Source organism: Pseudomonadota bacterium, assembly GCA_016719885.1.
Taxonomy (GTDB): Bacteria; Pseudomonadota; Gammaproteobacteria.
Genome location: JADJYF010000012.1, coordinates 126,539 through 149,803 on the forward strand (window position 1 = coordinate 126,539; position 23,265 = coordinate 149,803).

A 23,265-nucleotide genomic window follows, 5' to 3' on the forward strand; every position below is an offset into this window, starting at 1 on the left:
AGCAAAGGCTGTTGGTGGCGGTACGGGCGTACCCGTTTAGGCGCCACGCTCACCGCGGGAAGCGGCCCCAGGCGGCAACGGCACCATCCTGTACTCAATCCGGCGATAATATAAGTAATGACTGCTCGTTCCCAATTTTCGCTAGTACCCGCCCTGCCCCAACACTGGCAGGCCCTGGCCACCAACCACATCGCCAGCACGGAAACCGTGCGCGCCTGGTTCGAGACCGACCTCACCGCGGAACTGCGTTACGCGCGAGGCCTGGCGCTGCTGACCGATACCCGCATCGTGTACCTGGTCGAGCACGCTGGGGGGCAAGACTGGCCGCTAAGCAATGAACTTTTCCTGAATCACATCGAGCATGCCGGGGTCGGCACGCTCGAGATCCTGCGGGGTGAAGAACGCCTCGGCCGCTTGAGATTCACGCTCGCCCAAGACCTCGGCGCCAAGCGTTTCGTGGCCGAGGCGGAGCGCGTGCTGGCCGGCGACGCGGCCGTGCACGAAGTGGCCGAACATTGTCCGGTGTGCAACACCGTGCTCGATGCCAGCCAGGACGAATGCCCGGTGTGCGCCCAGCAGTTGCATACGCCGCCGTCGACCTGGACGCTGTTCCGCCTGTGGCGCTTCGCGCGGCCATACCGCGTGCAGCTGTTCTTCGGTTTCGTGTTCACGCTGGCATCGACCTTCGCGACCTTGATCCCGCCCTACCTGACCATGCCGCTGATGGACAAGGTGCTGATCCCTTTCCAGAACGGCACGCCCATCGATCGCGCGCTGGTGACGATGTACCTCGGCGGACTGGTGGGTGCCTCGCTGGTCGCGTGGCTGCTGGGCTGGGCGCGCAGCTACATCCTCGCCCTGGTATCGGAGCGCATCGGCGCGGACCTGCGCACCACGACCTTCGACCACCTGTTGAAGCTGTCGCTCGAGTATTTCGGCGGCAAGCGCACCGGCGATCTGATTTCGCGCCTGGGCTCCGAATCCGATCGCATCTGCGTGTTCCTGTCGCTGCATGCGCTCGACTTCATCACCGACGTGTTGGTGATGCTGATGACGGCCGCCATCCTGTTTTCGATCAACCCGTGGCTGGCGCTCACCACCCTGCTGCCACTGCCGTTCATCGTGTGGCTGATCCACATCGTGCGCGAGAAGCTGCGCACCGGCTTCGAGCGCCTGACGCGCATCTGGTCGGAAGTGACCAACGTGCTGTCCGACACCATTCCCGGCATCCGCGTGGTGAAGGCTTTCGCGCAGGAAGAGCGCGAAGGACAGCGCTTCCTCAAGGCCAACAAGTACAACCTCGCGCAGAACGACAGGCTCAACAAGATCTGGGCGCTGTTCACGCCCACCGTCACCCTGCTGACCGAGCTCGGCCTGTTGGTGGTGTGGGGTTTCGGCATCTACCAGGTGTCCAAGCACGAGATCACGGTCGGTGTGCTGACGGCGTTCCTGGCTTACATCGGACGCTTCTACACGCGCCTCGATTCCATGAGCCGTATCGTGTCGGTGACGCAGAAGGCGGCGGCCGCCGCCAAGCGTATCTTCGACATCCTCGACCACGTGTCGAGCGTGCCCGAGCCCCAGTCACCGCAGAAGCTCGACGCGGTGCGTGGTCACATCGAATTGCGCAATGTCGGCTTCCGCTACGGCAGCCGCGCGGTGGTGCGCGACGTGTCACTCGACATCCAGCCGGGTGAGATGATCGGCCTGGTCGGCCAGAGCGGTTCCGGCAAGAGCACGCTGGTCAATCTCATGTGCCGCTTCTACGACGTCGCCGAGGGCGCCATCCTGCTCGATGGTATCGACATCCGGCAGCTCTCCATTCCGGACTTCCGCAAGAACATCGGCCTGGTGCTGCAGGAGCCCTTCATGTTCTTCGGCACCGTGGCGGACAACATCGCCTACGGCAAACCCGACGCCACGCGCGAGGAAATCGTCGCCGCCGCGCGCGCCGCCCACGCCCATGACTTCATCCTGCGTCTGCCCCACGGCTACGACTCGCTGGTCGGTGAACGCGGCCAGCAGCTGTCGGGCGGCGAACGTCAACGCCTGTCCATTGCGCGAGCGCTGCTGATCGACCCCAAGATCCTGCTGCTGGACGAAGCGACTTCGTCGGTCGATACCGAAACCGAGAAGGAGATCCAGAAGGCGCTCGACAACCTGGTGCGCGGCCGCACCACCATCGCCATCGCCCATCGGCTCTCCACCCTGCGCCAGGCGAACCGGCTGGTGGTGCTGGAGCGCGGGCGTATCGTCGAGATCGGCGACCATGACACGCTGCTCGCGCGGGACGGCGCCTATGCGCGCCTTTACGAAGCGCAGGCGCGCATCGAGGCAGAACAATGACCCACGATTTCACCCTGAGCCAGGACCCGCGCGGCCGCCTCGAACTCACCCTCGCCGACGGCAGCCGCTACGACGGCGTGGTGCCGGTGCGTGCCTTTCCCCTGACCGCGCCCGATGAATGCGTGGCACTGGTCTCGAGCGGTGGCCATGAAGTGGTCAACATCGCGCGCCTTTCGGAGCTCGCCGAGCCGGCGCGCGGCATCATCGTCGAGACCCTCGCCGCCCGCGAGTTCGTGCCGAAGATCGAAGCGATCGTGTCCTGCAGCGCGTTCGCCACGCCCAGCACCTGGACGGTGCGCACCGATCGCGGCCAGACCGAGTTCGTGCTGAAGGCGGAGGAAGACATCCGCCGCCTCGGCGAAGGCCGTCTCATGATCACCGACAGCCACGGCCTGCAACTTGAAATCGTCGACCAGGCCAGGCTCGACGCCCACAGCCGCCGCATCCTGCTGCGCTTCATGTAATCCTGCCGGTGCCGCGAGTGCGCGTGTGACGCGGGTCAACTCGCGGCGCGTCGCCGGCTTTCAGACTAGGCTCATGGTGAACATGCGCTGTCGATGCCGTGCCGGTACTGCAACTCATCATCCTGATCACGCTTGCCAACAGCGCGCCGGTGCTGGCGCGGCACCTGTTCGGCGACACCTGGCAACAGCCGCTGGACGCGGGCCTCGTGTGGCGCGACGAGCGTCGTGTGCTGGGTCGCTCCAAGACCTGGCGTGGCGTCATCGCCGCCGTCGTGCTGTGCGCGCTGGCCGCGCCGCTGCTCGGTGTGCCGTGGCAACTCGGCATGCAGTGCGGCGCGCTGGCGATGGCCGGCGACCTGGTGGCGAGCTTCATCAAGCGTCGCCTGGGTCTCGCGCCCGGCCAGCGCGCGCCGCGCCTGGACAGCGTGCCCGAGGCCTTGCTGCCGGCGTTGGTATTGCGTCCATCCTTGTCGTTGTCGTGGCTGCAGGTGGCGCTGGTGGTGGCAGGTTTCGTGTTGCTGGTGAGGTTGGCCTCGCCGCTGCTTTACAGTCTGCGCCTGCGCTCGCGACCATGGTGAGAAGTCAAAGCGCGGTGCCGACATGAGCGAACTCAGCGTCCTCACCTACAACATGCACAAGGGCTTCTCGGGTGACGGCCGACGCAACTTCGTTTTGCCGCGCATGCGTGAAGCGCTGGCCGCCAGCGCGGCGGACGTGGTGTTCCTGCAGGAAGCCCAGGGCGAACACCGCCAACATGCCGCACGCCTCGAGCAGTGGCCGGCCGCCTCGCAGTTCGAATTCATCGCTGACAGCCTGTGGCCGCACCATGCCTATGGCAAGAACGCGCTCTATGACCACGGCCATCACGGCAACGCCATCCTGAGCTGCTACCCGCTGCTCGAATGGGAGAACGTCGACGTCTCGCCCTATCCCTTCGCCGCCAGCCGCAGTCTCTTGCATGGGCGCATCGAAATTCCGCAGGCGGCGCGCAGCGTGCACCTGGTGTGCATCCACTTCGGCTTCATCGCCGCCGAGCGACGCCCGCAGATCCACCGCCTGTGCGCGCACATCGAAGCACGCATTCCGCATCATGAAGCGCTGATCGTGGCCGGTGATTTCAACGACTGGTGGGGCCGCGCCGAGCGCGAGTTCAATGCCGCGCTGGGTTTGCGCGAGGTGTTTCGCGAACTGCATGGTCGCCATGCGCGCAGCTTCCCGTCGTGGGCGCCGCTGTTCCCCATGGATCGCATCTACTGCCGCGGCCTCGAGGCGCGGGCCGCGACGCGTCTGAATGGCCCACCGTGGCCCAGCCTGTCGGACCACGCGCCCCTGCAGGCGTGGTTCACGCTGTGAGCGGCGCGACCCGTACCCGTCATCGACGCTGGACGGCGGCCAACTGCCTGACCGCCTTTCGCCTGCTGGTAGCGGCGCCCTCGATGATCGTGCTGGCGCTGCTCGGCTGGCGCGAGGCTTTCCTGTGGATGCTGGCCTTGTCGTTCGCGACCGATGCGGCCGACGGCACGGTGGCGCGACTGACCGGCGGCACCACGCGTTTCGGCGCACGCCTGGATTCGTGGGCCGACGGCGCCGCCTATTGCGCAATCGCCATCAGCCTGCCGCTGTTGTTCCCGCGCCTGGTGACCGAGCAATGGCTGGCGATGCTCGCCATCATCCTGAGCTTCGTGTTGCCGGGCATCATCGGCTATGCCAAGTTCCGGCGTTTCACCAGCTACCACACGCTGCTGGTCAAGGCTGCGGTCGGCGCCACGGCGCTGGCCTTGATGTGGGCGCTGTGGGGAGGCTCGGCCGGCCCCTTGCGGCTCGCGGCACTGCTGGCGGTGGCCGCGGCCATCGAGGAGATCGCCATCACCTGGCTGTTGAAGGCGCCGCTGTCCAACGTCGGTAGCATCGTCAAGGTGTGGCGCGAACAGCGACGGCCGCGTGCCTGACCCCCATAGGAACGTGGGGCGAGTGACGCGCCGTGGCTATCATGGGGGGCGTCACCACCAGTGAGGGCGAGCAATGTTCAAGGCAATGGTCATGATCAAGCGCAAGCGCGGCATGAGCATGGAGGACTTCATCAACTACTACGAAACCCGTCATGCACCGCTCGGCGCCAGCAAGGTGCCGAACATGAAGCGCTACGTCCGTCATTTCATTCGACCCTACGGCAACGACGTCTACGGCACCGATGCCGAGCCGCCCTACGATGTGCTCACCGAGATCTGGTTCGACGATGAAGCGGAATTCCAGCGCGGCATGGCGATGCTGACCGAGCCCGCCACGGCCGCCATCATCGGCGCGGACGAAGAGATGCTGTTCGACAAGTCCTCGATTCGTTTCATGATCATGGAAGACCACGAAACCGTCATGCCGCCCGAGACGCGCTGAGCGCGGCAACCGCGCCGCGATCCCCGTCCGCGACGCCGCGCCAAGGCGCCGCGGACGCCCCATCCCGGTTCAAGTCGAGGCCCTTCACGGCCGCTATCTGTCGGGAGCGGACCGCCGTTTGCGCGGCCCCCGCACCCGAGCCCTTGAGGAGAGTTCCGTGAATAGTTCGTCGATAGGCACCCGCCTGAATCTGCTCAACCTGCTGCTGCTGCTGGCCCTGTGCGCGGCCGGAGGCGCGGGCATCTATGGCGTGGTCGGCCTGGAACGGATGCTGGCCCTGGTGATGGGCCCGGCGTGGGAAACCGCCGACAGTGCCATGGAGACCGAGATCGGCGTGCAGGGCGAAATGCTGGCGATGCAGCGCGTGATGCGCGAGTCGGGTTCGGCCGCGGCGCTGGCCAATTACGAGCAAGCACACAAGTTCGCCGAGTCCGCCACCGCGCGCATGACGGCGTCCGGCAGCCTGCTGCCGCCGGCCTTGGTCGAGGAGACGCGGCAACTGCTCGCGGACTACGCGAGCCGCCGCGACCAGCTGCTGGCCACGCTGCAGGCCCCGAACTTCGCGAGCGACGGCCTGGATGCAACGGGCGTGGGTTATCTCGACGCCGCGCAACGTGTGCTGGACAAGCTCGTGCAGGTCGAGGAATTCGGCGACCGGCAGGTCGAGAGCCATCACGACCAGGTCGCCGCGTTGCTGTCGCGGACCCACATCGCGCTGGCGACGGCGTCGGTGACGGGCTTGCTGCTGTTCTTCTTCTCAGCGTGGGTGACGCGCCAGACCATCGTCATGCCGCTGCGCGAATTCGCCACCCATTTCCGCGCCCTGAGCGGCGGGCGTGGCGACCTGTCGGTGCGCATGGACGAATCGCGCAAGGACGAAATCGGCGACATCGCCATCGGCTTCAATGCCTTCATCGCGGTCCTGCGCAGCCTCATGGGCGCGGTGGCCGAAACCAGCACGCGCATCGCCAACGCCACCCAGCAGGTGGCGCTCACCTCCGAACGCTCCAACCAGAACATGCGCGCGCAGCTGGCCGAAACCGAAGCGGTCGCCGCGGCCTTGACCGAACTCGCCGGCAGCGCGCAGAGCATGGCGCACAATACCGACACCGCGGTCGACGCGACCCACGAATCCCAGCGCAAGGTCGGCGACGGCCGCAACGTGCTATCGCAGGTCATCACCACCATCACCGACCTCTCGAACGACATCCGCGATTCGGCGGAAGCGGTCGGTGAACTGCAGCGTTCCAGCGGCGAAATCGGCCAAGTGCTGCAGGTCATTCGCGATATTTCCGAGCAGACCAACCTGTTGGCCTTGAATGCCGCCATCGAAGCGGCGCGCGCCGGCGAGCAGGGCCGCGGCTTCGCGGTGGTCGCCGACGAGGTGCGTACCCTCGCGCAGCGTACCGGCGATTCGACGGCGGAAATCAACATGATGATCGACCGGCTGCAGGCCGCCATTCGGCGTGTCGCCGACGCCATGGACGCCGGCCGCACGCGTGCCGATCACACCGTGCACGCCGCCAGCGTGGCCGGCGAATCGCTGACCGCCATCGACGCGGCCGTCGGCCGCGCGCGCGACATGAACTCGGAGATTGCTTCAGCGGCGCGCGAGCAGAGCCAGGTCATCGTCGATGTCGAACGCAACATCCTGCGCATTCAACAGGGCGCCGATCGCACCGCCAACGAAACCAACGATGTCGGCCGCGCGACGCGCGAATTGTCCGACCTGTGCGCCGCGCTGCAGAGCGGCATGGGGCAGTTCAAGCTGCACTGAGCGCGGGCCGTGCACGGTGTACGGTGCACGGCAAATTCGCGCACGAATTGAGTTAGTCTTGTCGCTCATCCTTCCACATGGAGACGTTGCAATGAGCCTGAGCGAGAAACTCGATGAGATTCGTCAAGGTGCGATGAAGATGATTCCCGCCGACAAGCTGGCGGTGATGACGCAAGCGACCGCCGACCTTAGGGCCTCCGGCATCGTCGACAAGGTCGTCAAGGTCGGTGCGCCGCTGCCGGCCTTCACGCTCACCAACATGCGCGGCGCCAAGGTGTCGTCGGCCGAGCTCTTGTCGCGTGGCGCAATTGTGCTGTCGGTGTTTCGCGGACATTGGTGACCCTACTGCGTGGCGGAGCTGTATGCTCTGCAAAGCATCGTTGAACCCTTGCAAGCATTGGGCGCGAATCTCGTCGCGCTGTCTCCCCAGAAACCCGAACATGGCCTTGCCATCGTCGAGAAGAACAAGCTCGCATTCGACATCCTGTCCGACCCGCGTAACGACTATGCGGCGGCGCTCGGTCTGCGCTTCACGCTGCCGGCCGAGTTGCGCACCATCTACGCGAGCTTCGGCATCAACCTGCCGCTGTTCGATGGCGATGAGTCATGGACCTTGCCGATGCCGGGCCGCATCGTGGTCGACCGCCACGGCATCGTGCGCGCGGTGGACGTCGACCCGGACTACACCGTCAGGCCCGAACCCGAAGCGACCCTGGAGGCGGTGCGCGCCCTGCCACGCTGAAGCATGAGCGGCGGCGCTGCGCGGCCTCCCCGCGCGGCGCCGCCCGCTGCTCACCCCCAAACCGACAATGGTGAGGCCCCGGCCGATGCAGTAGATTCGGCCAACAGTCGACGACGAGGGGGACGCATTTTGAAGATTGGATTCTTTGCCATCGGTGCCGGGCTGTCGGCTGACCCGCACATCATCAAGCTGATCGCGACCACGGCCGAGGCCTGTGGCTACCATTCGTTGTGGGCGCCCGAGCACATCGTGCTGCTCGACCAGTATTCGTCGAGCTACCCCTACACGCAGAACGGCCGCATGCCGTTCGAGACCATGAAGGTCGACATACTCGATCCGTTCCTGGCCTTGACCTTCGCCGCCGCGGTCACCAGCCGCATCCGTCTCGGCACCGGCATCTGCCTGGTGCCCGAGCGCCAGCCGCTGACCCTGGCCAAGGAAGTGGCGACGCTCGACAAGCTCTCGGGTGGCCGCTTCGATTTCGGTGTCGGCATCGGCTGGCTGAAGGAAGAGTTCGAGGCGCTCGAAGTGCCATGGCCGAAACGTGCCGAGCGCACCCGCGATTACCTCGCCGCCATGAAGAAGCTGTGGACCACGGAGGAGACCTCGCACCAGGGCGAGTTCGTGCGTTTCGGCGCCGTGCGTTCCTATCCCAAGCCCGTACAGAATCCTCATCCGCCGATCATCTTCGGCGGCGAAAGCGAGCCCGCGCTGCGACGCGTGGGTGAAGTGGGCGACGGCTGGTGGGGCGTGAATGTCACGCCGGACAGCGCCAGGGCGCACATCACCAAGATCAAAGCCTACGCCGCGGCCGCCGGCCGCGATGCCGGCGCGCTGCATTTTTCCGTGACCACCGGCATGGGCCTGGAAGTCAGTAGCGACGAAGTGAAGCGCTTCGCGGATGTCGGCGTGCACCAGGTCATCGTCGGCGCCTTCGGCGCGAGCGCCGATGAGTACAAACGCATCATCGAAAGCAATGCGCAACGCCTGATCGCATAGCGGGCGTCGTCGCTGCAGGTTCGCAAAACCACGACCTACGCGTCCGGCCGCGGGGAGAAGGACGGCCGGACGCGGGATCTCAATCACAAGGGGAGCAAGCATGAATCGATGGTTAGGGATCTCATGCGTGATGGCGGGCCTCATGGCCGGCATCGCGCCGGCCGCCGACACGGTGGTCGATGACAAGTATCTCGCTGAGGAAGGCGACGGCGCGAACTGGGCGGCCTACGGTCGCACCGCCAGCGAGCAGCGCTACAGCCCGCTCGATCAGATCAACGCCGACAACGTCAAGCAATTGGGCCTCGCGTGGTCGTTGGACCTGCCCAACGAACGCTCGCTGATCGCCACCCCGCTGGCCGTCGACGGCGTGATCTATTTCACCGCCAGCTACAGCCATACGCGCGCGGTGGATGCCAGGACCGGCAAGGTGCTGTGGGAGTACGACCCGAAAGTCATCGAACATGCCGGCGACCGCCTGCGCATCATGTGGGATTCCAACCGTGGCCCGGCCTTCTACAAGGGCAAGCTCATCATCTCCACCGTCGATGGCCGCTTGATTGCGCTCGACGCCAGGAGCGGCAAGATGCTGTGGGAGACCATGACCATCGACCCGCGCCGCTCCTACTACATCACCGGCGCACCCAAGGTGTTCCGCGACAAGGTCATCATCGGCAACGGCGGCACCGAGCACGAAGCGGCGCGCGGCTACGTGACCGCCTACGACATCGATACCGGCAAGCAGGCGTGGCGCTTCTTCATCGTGCCCGGCAACCCGGCCGACGGCTTCGAGAACAAGGCCATGGAAATGGCGGCCAAGACCTGGACCGGCGAATGGTGGAAGCACGGCGGCGGCGGCAACACCTGGAACGGCATCACCTATGACGCGACCTATAGCCAAGTGCTGATCGGCACCGGCAACGGCTCGCCGTGGAACCAGAAGATCAGGAGCCCAGGCGGTGGCGACAACCTGTTCCTGTGTTCAATAGTCGCGCTCGATGCCGACACCGGCGAATACAAGTGGCATTACCAGACCAATCCCGGCGAGACCTGGGATTACAACTCCAACATGGACATCGTGCTGGCCGACGTGAACTACGGTGGGCAACCGATCAAGGCCTTGTTGCACGCGCCGAAGAACGGCTTCTTCTATGTCATCAACCGCGCCAACGGCGAACTGCTGTCGGCCGAGAAATTCGCCAAGGTCACCTGGGCCGAGCGCATCGATCTGAAGACCGGCCGGCCGGTCGAAGTGAAGGGCGCGCGCTACGAGGACGGCGAGGAAACCGTGTGGCCGAGCCCATTCGGCGCGCATAGCTGGCACGCGATGTCCTACAACCCCAACACTGGCCTGGTCTACATCCCCACCATCGAGATGGCCGGTGTGTTCAAGGACAAGGGCATGGACTTGGGCAAGTGGCAGTCGCCGCATTTCTACATCGATCCCGGCGTGGTGTTCGGCGGCGAAGACACGCCCAAGGATTACAGCACGGCATCGCTGTTGGCCTGGGATCCGATCAAGCAGAAGAAGGTCTGGCAGCTGCCGCTGCCACCGATGTGGAACGCCGGCACCATGACCACCAAGGGCAACCTGGTGTTCGAAGGGCGCGCCGACGGTGAGTTCGATGCCTACAACGCCACCACCGGCGACAAGCTGTGGGCGGTGAAGCTCGGCAACGGCATCTCCTCGCCGCCCATCACCTACAGCGTCGACGGCAAGCAGTACATCTCGCTGTTGGTGGGCTGGGGTGGCGGTGGCACCTTGCTCGGCTCGACCGCCGCGCAACATGGCTGGAAGTACAAGGTGCATCCGCGCCGCCTGTTCACCTTCGTGCTGGACGGCAAGGCGCCACTCCCCGCCTCGCCGCCGCCGGCCTTCGCCACGCCCGTCGACGTGCCGGACTTCAAGGTGGACGACAAACTCGCCGAGCAGGGCAAGGCGCGCTTCGCCCATTCGTGCATGTGGTGCCACGGCGGTGGCGTGGTGTCGGGCGGCACCGCGCCCGATCTGCGCGAATCCCCCATCGCTACCAGCCGCGATGCGTTCAAGGAGGTGGTGGTCAAGGGCGTGAAGGTCGCCAACGGCATGCCGCGCTTCGGCGAATTCACCGACCAGGACGTGGATGCGCTGCTGCACTACATCCGCCAGCAGGCGCGCGTGGCGGTGGTGGCGAAGAAGTAGCAACCAGGCGCGGCGCGCCGAGCGTTTCGCAAGATGGATTGGCCGGTGACTCACGGCGAGTCACCGACACGTAACCCCGGGAGGAGAGTGTCGTGATGAGCAAGCAAGCCCTGTTTCCGCCGGAACTGCCGCGCCCGCGGGTCGCCTACTCGCCCGCCGTCAAGGCCGGGCCCTTCGTGTTCGTGTCGGGGCAACTGGCCTCGGATCTCAACACCGGCACACCGTCACGCGCGACCATCAATCCGAACTTTCCCTGGCACGGTTCGGAGATCGCACGCCAAACGCGTTACATCGGCGAGAACATCGAAGCCTGCCTGCGGGCCGGCGGTGCGCGCCTCGAACACGTCGTGCACCTGACCAACTACCTGACCGAGGACAGCGATCAGGCAGGCGCCAGCCAGGCGCTCGCCGCCTGTTTCGGTGGTACGCCGCCACCCACCTCGACCATCCTCGTGGAAGAACTGCCGATCCCAGGCTGCCGCTCCGAGATTGACCTGGTGGCGCTGGTGCCACCCGCCGGGCAGCGCATCGAAATGCTGGATCCCATTGGCCTGCCACGCGCGTTGCCCGACGGCCTCGACGGTGCGCCGCTCTATCACTATGGGGCCAAATGCGGCCAGTGGATTTTCACCAGCGGTCTCGTGGCCACGGATTTCAACGAAGCAATCGCCGCCGATGCGCGCACCACCGCCACTTTCCCCTATTACGGCGAGAACGGTCGGTTGCAGACCGCGCATGTCTTGACGCAACTGGAAGCGGTACTCGCCGCCGGTGGCGCGACTTTGAAGGACGTGGTGAAGGCCGAGGTCTACCTGACGGATCTGAAGGACTTCTTCCGTCTCGACGAGGTGTGGCGCGAATTCTTTCCGGTCAATCCGCCGGCGCGCACCACCGCGCCGGTCAAGAGTCTCGGCGTGCCCGGCGCGCGCGTCGCCATCAATCTCATCGCCTACTTGCCGGGCGCCGGTGACATTCGCCGCACCATCGCCACCGACGCCGCGCCGCGACCGCTGGCCCACGAGCCGCAGGCGGTGCAGGCCGGCTCGCTGCTGTTCTTCTCGCAGCAGATGGCGACCGACTATCGCACCGGCGTGCCGGCCGAGGCCAGGCTCAATCCCGCCTTTCCCTTCTACGGCTCGGAATCGGCCCAGCAGGTGAACTACATCGTCAAGAACGTCGAAGCGATCTGTGAAGCGGCGGGCACCACGGCCGACAAGCTATTGCGCCGGCGCGGCTTCTACACCGACTTCAGCGAGTTCTTCACGTCCTTCGCGACCTGGGGCAAGGCCTTTCCGAGCGCGCCGCCGGCCAGCACCACCATCCGCGTGCCGAATCCCCTGTTGGTGCCGGGCTGCAAGGTGGCCATCGATTTGATCGCGCTCTTGTAGGGGTAGCTGAATCCAACGCCGCTCTTCTGTGGGTCAGACTTCAGTCTGACCTCGGGGAGGGGTTCCAAGCCAGGTGCCAATCCCTTAATGTCAGACTGAAGTCTGACCCACAAAGATTCAGAGCCCGCCGAGGAACCTCGCCATGACCGACCCGCAGGATGAAGCCTTGGGCTTTGCCGCGCCCCACGACACTGCCATCCCCTACCTCGCGCGCATTCGCGAGTATTACGCGACGCTTGGTTACGGCGCACCGTATCGCTGGGCGCAGTACGTCGATGTGCCGTTCGCGCCGTTGCACAAACCGCTGTCGGCGATGACGGTCGGGCTCATCACCACCGCCGCGCCTTTCCAGCCCGACAAGGGCGACCAGGGTCCGGGCGCGCCCTACAACGCCGGCGCCAAGTTCTTCAGCGTTTACTCGGGCGACACGGCCCGTGATCACGACATGCGTATCTCGCACATCAGCTACGACCGTCAGCACACCAGTGCCGAGGATCAGAACACCTGGTTCCCCTTGCCGGCGCTGCGGCGCGCCGCGCAAGCCGCACGCATCGGCCGCGTTGCCGCGCGCTTTCACGGCGCGCCGACCAACCGCTCCCATCGCACCACGCTCGATGTCGATTGCGCGGAACTGCTCGCGCGTTGCCGCGAGGACGGCGTCGACGCGGTATTGCTGGTCGCGACCTGACCGGTCTGTCACCAGACCGTGAGTCTGGCAGCCCGTCATCTCGAAGCCCACGGCATCGCGACCGTGGTGCTGGGGTGCGCCAAGGACATCGTCGAACTGGTCGGCGTACCGCGTTTCCTGTTCAGCGATTTCCCGCTCGGCAATGCCGCCGGACGGCCGCATGACCTCGCTTCGCAGGACACCACACTGGCACTCGCGCTCGGCCTGCTCGAATCGGCGCGCGGCCCGCGCACCACGCAGCAGTCGCCACTGCGCTGGTCCGGCGATCCCGACTGGAAACTCGACTATTCGAACATCGCGCGACTGTCGAACGAGGAGCTGGCTCGGCGTCGCGCCGAGTTCGACGCACAGCGCGACGTCGCGCGCGAAGTGAAAGCCCGGGAGCGCGATTGAAAACGCCTGCGCCGCCGGCGCCACAATTACACTGGACGTACACGGTCCTCGCCGCGCTGCCGGCCTTGCTGCTGCTCGGCCTGCACATCACGCTCTACCATCCCTTCATCGCTGACGACGCGCTGATTTCGCTGCGCTATGCCGAACGCTTCGTCGAGGGCCTGGGCCTGACCTGGACCGACGGTGAGCGGGTGGAGGGCTATTCGAACCTGTCCTGGGTGCTGGCGACGGCGGCGCTGCATGCGCTCGGCATGGACTTGATCGTGGCCGCGCGCGTGCTCGGCGTACTCGCCATGGGCGGCGCCATCGTGTGCGTGGCGCGCTGCACCGCGGGTGACACGCGCGGTCGCTGGGCGGCGAGCGCCTTGGCCGCCTGTGCGCTCGCGGTGACCGGGCCCATCGCGGCATGGGCCATCGGCGGTCTCGAGCAGGCTTTCATCGCGCTGTTTCTCGCCCTTGCGCTGGTCGAAGCGGACCGCCTCATCGAGGCGGGCGAGATCTCGCGGCCGTGGCGTTGCGCCCTGCCGCTCGCCGCCCTGTGTGTCACGCGTCCCGACAGTCCGGTGCTGGTCGCCGGCCTCTTGTTCGGACTCATGTGCGCGCTCGGCTGGCGCGCTCTGCCACGGGTCATAGTCATTGGCTTGATGTCGGCGACGGCCGTCGCGGCGCAGCTCGCGTTTCGCCTCGCCTATTACGGCGAGTGGGTGCCGAACTCGGCGCGTGCCAAGCTCGCGCTCACGTTTGACCGGCTGGTGCATGGCGTCATCTACGTGCTCGACGCCGCCTTGCACCTGTGGCCGCTGCTCGCCCTCGGCCTGGTGCTGCTGGTGGTCGCCCATCGCGCCTGGCGACGCATGGCGCCGGCGCTGGCCGTGATGGTGCTGTGGACGCTCTATGTCATGACCATCGGCGGCGACATCTTTCCCGCGCGGCGGCATGTGGTCGCGCTGCTCGTGCCGCTGGCGTTGGTGCTGGCCATCGGCCTGCGTGAAGCGTTCCAGACACGACGCGCGTCCACGTTGATGTTGCCGCTCACGGTGCTGGCGCTCGCCGCACAGATCCATCTCACCGGCCGCGACCCACAGAATTTCCTCGCCACCACCGAGCGCTGGGAATGGGATGGCGAAGTGATCGGACGACTGTTGAACCGCGCCTTCCACGCCGAGCAACCGCTGCTGGCGGTCGACTCGGCCGGCTGCCTGCCATATTTCTCGCGCCTGCCGGCGCTCGACATGCTCGGCATCAACGACCGCTTCCTGGCCAGCCATCCACCGGCGGACTTCGGTCACGGTCGCGTTGGCCATGAACTCGGCAACGGCGAGTACGTGATGTCGCGCGAGCCGGACCTGGTGCTGCCCTGCCTCGCCCAGGGCGCCAGCCACGGCTGCTATCGCAGCGGCCGCGAACTTCTGGCGCGCAAGGATTTTCGCGCGCGCTACCGGCTGGTGAATTTCGAAGGCCAGGAGCCCTATCGATTCCGCTCGCAGATCTTCGTACGCACCGATGGGCGCATCGGCATCCGCAGTAGCCGCGAGGGCGTGGCGGTGCCCGGCCACTTCTTCGCGGTCGGCAACGCCGTGACCATGCTCGACGCGGCCGGCCGCGTGGGCGTGGCCCTCAAGCCCGGCCAGTCGGTGGCCCTGCGCATCGCCGGTCTGTCCAAGGAACTATGGCAGGGGCATGCCGAAAGCGACGACGAGGCGCAGGTCGAGCTCGCCGACGGCCAGCTGATCCTGACCGCCGGCGCGCGGGGCGCGCATGTTCGATGGGTGCGGGTGACTCGACGCGAGGGCTCTACACCCGACTCGTGATGCCAAACCGCCGGGCGACGCCCAGTGCCATGACCCGGAACGATTCAGATAACGACCGGCCTATCGATATGCGAGTGAATTCGCACCTCCGACGAAGGGGTGTCCGGGTCGCTGCGGCGGGGCGGCCTTCCCGCATCGCCCGTCTCGCTACCAGGGCGAGTTCAAACGACTATGGCCATTGCCGGTTCCTCGCAGCGCGCCGGATGGTTGACGCTTGACCCGCGTTGTAGGTGCGATTTCAATCGCACATTCCAAACTCCAGTTCTTTCCCGCTTCGCAGCCGCCCGATATGGGCAAGTCGGCCGCGCGCCGATGAAGCGTCAACAAAAAGCCCGCACAAGGCGGGCTTCGTCGCGGACAACGCGAAGACGGCTCAGCCGCGTTTCTGACGTCGCGAATAACCCACGCCCGCCAGTCCTAAACCAAACAGCGCCAGGCTGGCCGGTTCCGGCACGTCCGTCTCGTTCAGCACGATGTTGTCGATCGCCGCGTCGTCCGTGGTGCGGAACTGCACGTTGAGCAGGTTCACCCAGTTGAGCGTGGCAAGGGTCGCCGTGGTCAGGTTCTGGAACGTGGCGTTGATGCTACCGCCGCCGAACAGCGTCGCGGCAATCGTAAGACTCGACGGCGAGCTGGCGTTCGAATACTGACCAATCAGCACGCTGGTGAGATCAAAGGGCGCGGGCCCGGTCAGCGTGATGATGTTGAATTCCGAAAAGGCGAAAAAATCGGTGGTGTTGCCTGGCATGGTGTAGACAAACCCGGCATCGACGACCGCCGAGTCACTGTTGACTGGTGTGAAGGTGAAGCCGTCTTCGCTGTAAGTGAAACCTGGATTGATATTGATCCCGCTACCAACCGGAGCCACGTCCTCAAAGTCAATGACAGTGGCTTGGCTTGTACCAGAGGCGCAAGCCAGTGCGCCGGCCAGCGCGAACCAGGTGAGAGACTTCATCGCAACACTCCATTGATTGTTAGTTCGAAGCTGAATGGTAACCGCGACGGTCAGCGCCATCGAAGGGTCGTCTCGGGTGTGACATTAGTTAACGATCGGGACGAAATGTGCGAATGAATTCGCACCTACGCCCGCGCTCCGCGCGCCGTCGGCGCAGGCTCAGACGTTGAACCTGAAATGCATGACGTCGCCGTCCGCCACCACGTATTCCTTGCCTTCGACGCGCAGCTTGCCGACTTCCTTGGCCTTGGTCTCACCGCCACAGGCGATGAAATCGTCATAGGCAATGACCTCGGCGCGAATGAAGCCGCGTTCGAAATCGGTGTGAATGACGCCCGCCGCGCCGGGCGCGGTGGTGCCCTGGCGGATGGTCCAGGCGCGTACTTCCTTCACGCCGGCGGTGAAATAGCTTTGCAGGCCCAAGAGGTGATAGCCGGCGCGGATCACGCGATTGAGACCGGGCTCGTCGAGGCCGAGATCCTTCAGGAATTCGGCGCGGTCGGCGGCGTCGAGGCTGACGAGTTCGGCTTCGATGGCGGCGCAGATCACCACGCATTCGGCGCCGTTGTTTTCGGCGTACTCGGCGACGCGCCTGCTGTAATCGTTGCCGGCGAGATTCGCTTCGTCGACGTTGGCGATGAACAGCACCGGCTTGGCGGTGAGGAGACTCACTTCGCGCAACAGGGCGCGCGCGTTGTCGTCGAGTTCCAATGAGCGAATCGGTTTGCCGGCGTCGAGCGCCGCCAGGAACACCTTGTAGGCCTCGGCGCGCGCACGCTGTTCCTTGTCACCGGACTTGGCGGCTTTCTCGGCGCGGTCCAGGCCCTTGGTCACGGTGTCGAGATCGGCCAGCGCGAGTTCGGTGTCGATGACTTCGATGTCGGCGATGGGGTCGATGCGGCCGGCGACATGGGTGATGTTGTCGTTCTCGAAGCAACGCACCACGTGCGCGATGGCATTGGTCTCGCGGATGTGGGCCAGGAACTTGTTGCCGAGGCCTTCACCCTTGGACGCACCGGCCACCAGGCCGGCGATGTCGACGAACTCCATGCTCGACGGCAGCACGCGTTGCGGCTTGACGATCTCGGCGAGTTTATCCAGGCGCGGGTCGGGCACCGCGACGATGCCGACATTGGGCTCGATGGTGCAGAACGGGTAGTTCTCCGCCGCGATCGCCGCCGAGGTCAGCGCGTTGAACAACGATGACTTGCCGACATTGGGCAGGCCGACAATGCCGCATTTGAAACCCATCGTTCTATTCCTTTGCCTTGGCCACGCGCTGGTTGAGCGTATTCATGGCGCGGTTGAAACCACCGTTGATGATGGTCTCGAAATTGTCCAGCACCGCACCGATGGCGGCGTCGATCGCATCGCGCTCGGCCGCGGGAGGGCGTGACAACACGTAGCCCGCGACATCGCGGCCGACACCGGGATGGCCGATGCCGAGGCGCACGCGCAGGTAGTCGTTGGTGCCGAGCATCTGGTCGATGCTGCGCAGACCATTGTGACCGCCGTGACCGCCGCCGCGCTTCAAGCGCACGGCGCCCACCGGCAGGTCGAGTTCGTCATGCACCACCAGCACGGCGGCGGTTGGCACGCGGAAATAGGCGGCGCAGGGCGCGACCGATTCTCCGCTCAAATTCATGTAGGTGGCGGGCTTCAAGAGGCGCAGGCCGGAGGCTGCGCGACCGAGTTCGCCCTTGTAACGCGACTCGGGCTTGAGATCGACCTTGAGCCTGGCGGCCAGCGCATCGATGAGCCAGAAGCCGACGTTGTGGCGGTCTTCAGCGTGACCGGCGCCGGGATTACCGAGGCCGACCACCAATTGCACGACTTCCGCGCCGGACACGTTCGCGAACTTCGCTGGCGCGCCCGGCGCGGTAGGGCGTTACGCGCCTGCGCCGTCGCCTTCGCTGCCCTTGGGCGCGTAGACCGTCACGACCGGCAGGTGCTCGTCGCCGCCATGCAGCAGCGCGGTGACCTGCACGCCCGCCGGCAGCTTCATCTCGCCGACGTGCAGCGTGTCGCCGACATTCATGTCCTTCAGATCGACCTCGATGAATTCCGGCAGATCCTTCGGCAGGCAGGTGATTTCGATATCGGCCATCTGGTGCGAGATCACACCGCTGCCGACCTTCACGCCCACGCAGGTGTCTTCGTTGATGAAGTGGATCGGCACGCGCATGTTCAGCACTTCCGTTTCCGACACGCGCAAGAGATCCATGTGATGGATGCGCGGCTTGTAGACGTGGCGCTGCATGTCCTTGACCACCACGCGCTCGGCCTTGCCGTCGAGGGTCAGGGTCAGGATGTGCGAATAGAACGCTTCGTGGGCGGCATGCAGCAGCACGTCGTTGTGGTCGAGCGTGATGGCGACGGGCTCGGCGTGACCGCCGTACAGCACCGCGGGAAGCTTGCCCTCGCGACGCAGGCGGCGGCTCGCACCCTTACCCCTGTCAGCGCGAGTCACGGCAGTGATCTCGAATTTGTTCATGGACCGATACTCCAGAGTCTCAAGGTAAACACAAAAACGCCTGCATGGATCCGCGACCAGAGCCCGATGCAGGCTTTTCACAAAACCGCGCCGCCGCGAGGCGGCACGGCGAATTCAAATCTAAATCAGTCGACGAACATCGAGCTCAGGGACTGGCCCGAGCAGATGCGGCTGATGCATTCACCCAACAGGCTCGCCACCGACAGCTGGCGAATCTTGTCGCAACCGGCAGCCGCCTCGGACAGCGGAATGGTGTCGCACACCACCAGTTCGTCCAGCGTCGAGTTGTTGATGTTGTCGATGGCTTTGCCGGACAGCACCGGGTGCGTGCAATAGGCCACCACCTTGCGCGCGCCGTGATCCTTCAGCGCTTCGGCGGCGCGGCACAGGGTGCCAGCGGTATCGACCATGTCGTCGACCATCACGCAGGTGCGGCCGGCGACATCGCCGATGATGTTCATGACCTGCGATTCGTTGGCGCGCGGACGGCGCTTGTCGATGATCGCGAGATCGGCGTTGTCGAGCTGACGGGCGATGGCGCGCGCGCGCACCACGCCACCGACGTCGGGCGACACCACCATCAATTTTTCGTATTCATGCTTCCAGATGTCACCGAGCAACACCGGCGAGGCGTAGACGTTGTCCATCGGGATGTCGAAGAAGCCCTGGATCTGCTCGGCATGCAGGTCGACCGTCAGCACGCGCGTGGTGCCGACGGAAGTGATCATGTTGGCCACCACCTTGGCGGTGATCGGCACGCGCGCCGAGCGCGGACGGCGATCCTGGCGGGCGTAGCCCATGTACGGAATGACGGCGGTGATGCTGTGCGCCGAGGCGCGACGCAGGGCGTCGATCAGCACCATCAGTTCCATGAAGTTGTCGTTGGCCGGCGCGCAGGTCGACTGGATGACGATGCAGTGGCGACCGCGCACGTTCTCGGCAATTTCGACCGTGATCTCGCCGTCGCTGAAGCGACCGACCGTGGCCTTGCCAAGCGGCATGTGCAAGTGGCGGGCAATGGCGCGCGCCAACGGCCGGTTGGCGTTGCCGGTAAACAGCATCATCGATTCTTCGATCATGTGCGGGGCGCGAGGCCTCTCCCAATCAATGCGGCCGCACCACGGCAACCGCGGGCGGGAGTTCATTCAATGTGCGAATGGATTCGCACCTACAGGGCAGTGCCCGGAAAAATGGCTGGGGTGCCAGGATTCGAACCTGGGAATGCCGGGATCAAAACCCGGTGCCTTACCGCTTGGCGACACCCCAAAGCTGAATCATCGCGCGTGCTCGGCGGCACGCTGTCGCTATCAATATGTGTCGTGCCGACCTTGCCTCAAGCCAAGTTCGGCCGCGAGCCGGTCCGCGAGTGGCGAGCGATTGACTCGCCGGGCGCGGAAGTGGCGCCACGTGGGCGGCACCTGTCGCGCCACCGCGTCGGCCGCGCTGTCATTGTCGAACAGGGCGTAGACGCTGGCGCCGGTACCGCTCATGCGGGCCCAGGCGTGCCGCGACAACCAATCGAGCGCGCGACCGACCTCCGGATAGAGCCGCCGCGTGACAGGCTCGCAATCGTTGCGGGTTCGGCTCAACGAAAAGGCGGGCATTGTGATTGGCGGGGTATCCCGTGTCAATTCAAGGTCATTGAAAACCACCCGGGTTTCGACGTTGCAGTCGGGGGTGATGACGAGCACCGGGCCCTCGTCCGCCGGGCAGGGCGTGAGGATCTCGCCCACCCCTTCGGCCCACGCCGCCTCGCCCCGCACGAACACCGGCACATCGGCGCCGAGCGAGAGCCCGAGACGCGCGAGTTCGTCCACCGGCACGGCCGTGCCCCATAGCTGGTTCAAGGCGACCAGCACGGTTGCCGCGTCGGAACTGCCGCCGCCCAGGCCGCCGCCCATGGGCAGGCGCTTGTCGACGGCGATATCCGCACCCAGCGCGCAGCCGGTGAGATCCTTCAGCTTGCGCGCCGCGCGCACCACCAGGTCCTGCTCCGGGGTGACCCCGGCCAGTGCCGACAGGCGGCGGATGTCGCCGTCCTCGCGCACATTGAAATGCAGGGTGTCGCCGTGATCGACGAACTGGAACAAGGTCTGCAGCAGGTGATAGCCATCCGGCCGGCGGCCGGTGACGTGCAGAAACAGGTTGATCTTGGCCGGTGCCGGCCAGCCCGCCGCGCTCATCTTCAACGTTGCTCCCAGGTCTTGATAGCCATGCGCACCTGCAACTTGTCGCGGGCCAGGAACAGCCGCTTGGGCAGGTCGCGCCCGGCGGCGTGGGTGTACTCGGTGACGCTCACGTGCCAGCCGTCCTGTGAAAAATCCGTCCAGCGGCCGCTGGCATCGAGGCGCTCGGCGCTCACCGCGCGCCCGGGATCGGGCAGGCCCCGCACCCAGTAGCGAGCGCCCGCTATCGGTAATGCCCAGCCGAGATGCTGCTGCATCAAGGTTTCGGCGTCAGCGGCGCTGAAGATATCGCCCTTGGATGACACCAGCGACACCGCACGACCGTTGCCGGACAGCGCGTAGGTGCCGCCATTGAAGGGCGCCGCCACCCGCAGCGAGAAGTCGTCGCCGGCCTCACGCCAGGCGAGGTCGGCGCTGAAGCCCTTGTCCTCGCGCTGTACGGCGATGCGGCCGGCCAGGCGCCAAGGATTGAAGGAGGTCAGCGCCGCCAGGTGCGCGGCATGCGGGTCGACGGCCGGCGGGGTCACCGGCGCGGGCGGGGCCGGCGCTTTCAGCGTCGCGCATCCGCCGAGCAGCAGGGCGCCGAGCAGCGCCAGCATGCGCCGCGCCGTGGGCGCCCTCGAGGTCGCACGCACGGCACTCACGGCTTCAGTCGTTTGATGACTTCGAGGAGCTTCTTGTCGTTGGGCGTGTCGCGCAGCGCCGCGTCCCAGGTCTTGGTCGCCGCCGCGCGGTCGCCCTTAACCCACAGCACTTCGCCGAGGTGAGCGGCCACTTCCGGGTCATTGCGCAATTCGCGGGCCTTTTCCAGGTACTTGATGGACTCATCCAGGCGACCGAGGCGGTACAGCACCCAGCCCATGGAGTCGAGGATGTAGAAGTCCTTGGGACTGATTTCCAGCGCGCGGGTGATGAGGGCAAGGGCTTCGTCGTAGCGCTTGGTGCTGTCGGCCAGCGTATAGCCGAGCGCGTTCAGGGCCTGGGAGTTGTCCGGTTCCTTGGCGAGGATGGTGCGCAGATCCTTTTCCAGCACATCTATCTTGCCCATGCGCTCGGCCAGCATGGCGCGCGTGTAGAGCAGGTCCGAATTGAACTCGCCCTTGGCCAGCGCCGCGTCGTAGACCTGCATGGCCTCATCGAAGCGGTTCTTGTCGGTCAGGATCTCGCCCTTGGCGCGCGCCACGTTGAAACGCTGCTCGTCGTCCTCGACCGTCATTCTGTCGAGGAACGCGATGGCCTCGTCGGTCTGGCCCTTGACCGCCTTGACCAGGGCGATGCGCATCTGCGCATTGAAGTAATTGCTGCCGCCCTGCACCTTGCGGTATTCGGCCAGCGCCTGCTCGGGGTTCTTCTGCGCCTCGGCTATCTGGCCGAGGTAGAAATGGGCTTCGTCGAGGCGCGCGTCGAGCTTGAGCAGACGCGTGAAGTTCTTGGCCGCCTCGTCGACGCGGTTGGCCTGCAGGTTGAGCAGGCCGAGCGCGAACACGATGTCGGAATTGTCCGGCGCCTCGGTCGACAGCATGCGGAACTGCAGGCGCGCTTCCTCGTAGCGGTTGGCATCGGCCAGCAGGCGCGCGTAGATCAGGCGCAGGCCGAACTGCTTGGGGTTGGCGGCCAGCACCGAGTCCAGCCAATCGATGGCCTGCGGCAGCTTGCCCTGCTTCTGCAGGATGGCGAGGTAGGCCATTGCGACGTTGGACGACAGCTCGGTGCGCTTGACGATGCGGTTCATGGCATCGCGCGCCTTGTCGAGCTGCTCGGCGCGGATGGCGAGCAGCGCGTAGGCCAGCAGCGCGTCGCTGTCCTCGCTGTGCTTGGCGACCAGTTTTTCCATCACTGCCAGCGCGGTCTGGCGGTCGTCCTCGTGGCCGAGCAGGTTGGCGACCATGCGCAGACGGTTGCCGGGCTGACCGGCATCGTGGGAGACCACGTATTCCAGGTGTTCGAGCGCCGCGTCGGCATTGCCGTGGCGGATGTACATGGCGGCCAGGATCTGGCGCGCATCCATGTCCTTGGGATCGAGTTCGACCCAGGTGCGGGCGGCGCTCAGGGCCGATTCGTCATCGCGCGCGAACACCGCGATGCGCGTGGCGCGCTCGGCCAGGCCAACGTCACGCAGGCTGTGGGCGAGTTCGACGTAGTTCTTGACCGCGACGTCGAGATGCCCGCGCTGGCCGGCGAATTCGGCCATCAGCAGGCGATAATAGGGGTCGTTCTCGTACTGGAAAGGCGGCGCCGGCTGCGCGTTCGCGGGAGCGGGGGCGCTGGCCGCCGCGGGCGCGGCATTCATGACCACCGGTTTGGGCGCGGGCGGCGTGGCGCAGGCGGCCAACAGGCCCAGGCCGAGGCCCGCCACGACGCGAGCCAGGGGACGAACGGATCGGAGGGAGAAATGCTGCAAGGTGTCTTTGCCGAATGCCGACCGCGCCGAGCAGCACGCCACTCTCGCAGT

General features: G+C 65.7%; 22 protein-coding genes and 1 tRNA gene. 14 read left to right on the forward strand and 9 right to left on the reverse strand.

Annotation, left to right across the window (positions count from 1 at the left end; genetic code table 11):
* Window positions 1-117 precede the first annotated feature (117 nt).
* The 14 genes from IPM80_13740 (at window position 118) to IPM80_13805 (ending at window position 15,178) form a co-directional block, all read left to right on the forward strand.
* Window positions 118-2,346 carry an ABC transporter ATP-binding protein gene (locus IPM80_13740; protein MBK8959455.1) on the forward strand — a complete coding sequence of 743 codons (2,229 nt, stop codon included), beginning with the start codon at window positions 118-120 and terminating at the stop codon, window positions 2,344-2,346.
* A complete protein-coding gene (locus tag IPM80_13745; GenBank protein MBK8959456.1) occupies window positions 2,343-2,810 on the forward strand; it encodes a DUF1854 domain-containing protein in 468 nt (155 codons plus the stop codon). Before IPM80_13740 ends, IPM80_13745 begins: the two co-directional genes overlap by 4 nt.
* A 125-nt stretch (window positions 2,811-2,935) precedes the next feature.
* Window positions 2,936-3,388 carry a CDP-archaeol synthase gene (locus IPM80_13750; GenBank protein ID MBK8959457.1) on the forward strand — a complete coding sequence of 151 codons (453 nt, stop codon included), beginning with the start codon at window positions 2,936-2,938 and terminating at the stop codon, window positions 3,386-3,388.
* A gap of 22 nt (window positions 3,389-3,410) precedes the next feature.
* Complete coding sequence (locus IPM80_13755; protein MBK8959458.1) at window positions 3,411-4,163, forward strand: endonuclease/exonuclease/phosphatase family protein; 753 nt, start codon at window positions 3,411-3,413, stop codon at window positions 4,161-4,163.
* The gene (locus tag IPM80_13760; protein MBK8959459.1) at window positions 4,160-4,759 is read left to right on the forward strand and encodes a CDP-alcohol phosphatidyltransferase family protein; all 600 of its coding nucleotides are present in this window, start codon (window positions 4,160-4,162) and stop codon (window positions 4,757-4,759) included. Before IPM80_13755 ends, IPM80_13760 begins: the two co-directional genes overlap by 4 nt.
* Before the next feature lie 91 nt (window positions 4,760-4,850).
* Window positions 4,851-5,201 (forward strand): EthD domain-containing protein, encoded by a 351-nt coding sequence (locus IPM80_13765; protein MBK8959460.1) that lies wholly within the window; start codon window positions 4,851-4,853, stop codon window positions 5,199-5,201.
* 157 nt (window positions 5,202-5,358) lie between these two features.
* Window positions 5,359-6,978 carry a methyl-accepting chemotaxis protein gene (locus IPM80_13770; GenBank protein ID MBK8959461.1) on the forward strand — a complete coding sequence of 540 codons (1,620 nt, stop codon included), beginning with the start codon at window positions 5,359-5,361 and terminating at the stop codon, window positions 6,976-6,978.
* 91 nt (window positions 6,979-7,069) lie between these two features.
* On the forward strand, window positions 7,070-7,318 hold the full coding sequence (locus IPM80_13775; protein MBK8959462.1) for a hypothetical protein: 249 nt from the start codon (window positions 7,070-7,072) through the stop codon (window positions 7,316-7,318).
* Between the two features lie 9 nt (window positions 7,319-7,327).
* Window positions 7,328-7,720: a redoxin domain-containing protein gene (locus tag IPM80_13780; GenBank protein ID MBK8959463.1), complete on the forward strand. Its 393-nt coding sequence runs from the start codon at window positions 7,328-7,330 to the stop codon at window positions 7,718-7,720.
* Between the two features lie 129 nt (window positions 7,721-7,849).
* On the forward strand, window positions 7,850-8,719 hold the full coding sequence (locus IPM80_13785) for an LLM class F420-dependent oxidoreductase (protein MBK8959464.1): 870 nt from the start codon (window positions 7,850-7,852) through the stop codon (window positions 8,717-8,719).
* A 100-nt stretch (window positions 8,720-8,819) separates the two neighbouring features.
* Entirely contained in the window at window positions 8,820-10,898 is a 2,079-nt protein-coding gene (locus IPM80_13790; GenBank protein MBK8959465.1) for a PQQ-dependent dehydrogenase, methanol/ethanol family, read from the forward strand.
* A gap of 95 nt (window positions 10,899-10,993) precedes the next feature.
* On the forward strand, window positions 10,994-12,286 hold the full coding sequence (locus IPM80_13795; protein MBK8959466.1) for a RidA family protein: 1,293 nt from the start codon (window positions 10,994-10,996) through the stop codon (window positions 12,284-12,286).
* Window positions 12,287-12,428: 142 nt separating this feature from the next.
* Complete coding sequence (locus IPM80_13800) at window positions 12,429-13,367, forward strand: glycine reductase (protein ID MBK8959467.1); 939 nt, start codon at window positions 12,429-12,431, stop codon at window positions 13,365-13,367.
* Complete coding sequence (locus IPM80_13805) at window positions 13,364-15,178, forward strand: hypothetical protein (protein ID MBK8959468.1); 1,815 nt, start codon at window positions 13,364-13,366, stop codon at window positions 15,176-15,178. The genes IPM80_13800 and IPM80_13805 overlap by 4 nt, the downstream gene beginning before the upstream one ends.
* A 373-nt stretch (window positions 15,179-15,551) precedes the next feature.
* Here IPM80_13805 and IPM80_13810 read toward each other — a convergent pair whose 3' ends face one another.
* The 9 genes from IPM80_13810 to IPM80_13850 form a co-directional block, all read right to left on the reverse strand.
* On the reverse strand, window positions 15,552-16,133 hold the full coding sequence (locus IPM80_13810; GenBank protein ID MBK8959469.1) for a PEP-CTERM sorting domain-containing protein: 582 nt from the start codon (window positions 16,131-16,133) through the stop codon (window positions 15,552-15,554).
* A gap of 159 nt (window positions 16,134-16,292) precedes the next feature.
* Window positions 16,293-17,384: a redox-regulated ATPase YchF gene (gene ychF, locus IPM80_13815; protein ID MBK8959470.1), complete on the reverse strand. Its 1,092-nt coding sequence runs from the start codon at window positions 17,382-17,384 to the stop codon at window positions 16,293-16,295.
* A 4-nt stretch (window positions 17,385-17,388) separates the two neighbouring features.
* Window positions 17,389-17,982 carry an aminoacyl-tRNA hydrolase gene (gene pth, locus IPM80_13820; GenBank protein MBK8959471.1) on the reverse strand — a complete coding sequence of 198 codons (594 nt, stop codon included), beginning with the start codon at window positions 17,980-17,982 and terminating at the stop codon, window positions 17,389-17,391.
* A gap of 39 nt (window positions 17,983-18,021) precedes the next feature.
* Window positions 18,022-18,627: a 50S ribosomal protein L25/general stress protein Ctc gene (locus IPM80_13825; protein MBK8959472.1), complete on the reverse strand. Its 606-nt coding sequence runs from the start codon at window positions 18,625-18,627 to the stop codon at window positions 18,022-18,024.
* Window positions 18,628-18,752: 125 nt separating this feature from the next.
* Window positions 18,753-19,706 (reverse strand): ribose-phosphate diphosphokinase, encoded by a 954-nt coding sequence (locus IPM80_13830; protein MBK8959473.1) that lies wholly within the window; start codon window positions 19,704-19,706, stop codon window positions 18,753-18,755.
* A 112-nt stretch (window positions 19,707-19,818) separates the two neighbouring features.
* Window positions 19,819-19,893, reverse strand: a tRNA-Gln gene (locus IPM80_13835).
* A 41-nt stretch (window positions 19,894-19,934) separates the two neighbouring features.
* Window positions 19,935-20,810 (reverse strand): 4-(cytidine 5'-diphospho)-2-C-methyl-D-erythritol kinase, encoded by an 876-nt coding sequence (gene ispE / locus IPM80_13840; GenBank protein MBK8959474.1) that lies wholly within the window; start codon window positions 20,808-20,810, stop codon window positions 19,935-19,937.
* A 2-nt stretch (window positions 20,811-20,812) separates the two neighbouring features.
* Window positions 20,813-21,457 (reverse strand): outer membrane lipoprotein LolB, encoded by a 645-nt coding sequence (gene lolB, locus IPM80_13845; GenBank protein ID MBK8959475.1) that lies wholly within the window; start codon window positions 21,455-21,457, stop codon window positions 20,813-20,815.
* Window positions 21,454-23,169: a tetratricopeptide repeat protein gene (locus IPM80_13850; GenBank protein ID MBK8959476.1), complete on the reverse strand. Its 1,716-nt coding sequence runs from the start codon at window positions 23,167-23,169 to the stop codon at window positions 21,454-21,456. The genes lolB and IPM80_13850 overlap by 4 nt, the downstream gene beginning before the upstream one ends.
* Window positions 23,170-23,265 lie beyond the last annotated feature (96 nt).

What these genes read in the sequence shown, in the direction of transcription:
- IPM80_13765 (MBK8959460.1), top strand. Translation starts at nt 4,851, where the DNA reads ATGATCAAGCGCAAGCGCGGCATGAGCATGGAGGACTTCATCAACTAC.
- IPM80_13740 (MBK8959455.1), top strand. Translation starts at nt 118, where the DNA reads ATGACTGCTCGTTCCCAATTTTCGCTAGTACCCGCCCTGCCCCAACAC.
- IPM80_13795 (MBK8959466.1), top strand. Translation starts at nt 10,994, where the DNA reads ATGAGCAAGCAAGCCCTGTTTCCGCCGGAACTGCCGCGCCCGCGGGTC.
- IPM80_13775 (MBK8959462.1), top strand. Translation starts at nt 7,070, where the DNA reads ATGAGCCTGAGCGAGAAACTCGATGAGATTCGTCAAGGTGCGATGAAG.
- IPM80_13755 (MBK8959458.1), top strand. Translation starts at nt 3,411, where the DNA reads ATGAGCGAACTCAGCGTCCTCACCTACAACATGCACAAGGGCTTCTCG.
- IPM80_13830 (MBK8959473.1), bottom strand. Translation starts at nt 19,706, where the DNA reads ATGATCGAAGAATCGATGATGCTGTTTACCGGCAACGCCAACCGGCCG.
- IPM80_13790 (MBK8959465.1), top strand. Translation starts at nt 8,820, where the DNA reads ATGAATCGATGGTTAGGGATCTCATGCGTGATGGCGGGCCTCATGGCC.
- IPM80_13745 (MBK8959456.1), top strand. Translation starts at nt 2,343, where the DNA reads ATGACCCACGATTTCACCCTGAGCCAGGACCCGCGCGGCCGCCTCGAA.
- IPM80_13810 (MBK8959469.1), bottom strand. Translation starts at nt 16,133, where the DNA reads ATGAAGTCTCTCACCTGGTTCGCGCTGGCCGGCGCACTGGCTTGCGCC.
- ispE (MBK8959474.1), bottom strand. Translation starts at nt 20,810, where the DNA reads ATGAGCGCGGCGGGCTGGCCGGCACCGGCCAAGATCAACCTGTTTCTG.
- ychF (MBK8959470.1), bottom strand. Translation starts at nt 17,384, where the DNA reads ATGGGTTTCAAATGCGGCATTGTCGGCCTGCCCAATGTCGGCAAGTCA.
- IPM80_13825 (MBK8959472.1), bottom strand. Translation starts at nt 18,627, where the DNA reads ATGAACAAATTCGAGATCACTGCCGTGACTCGCGCTGACAGGGGTAAG.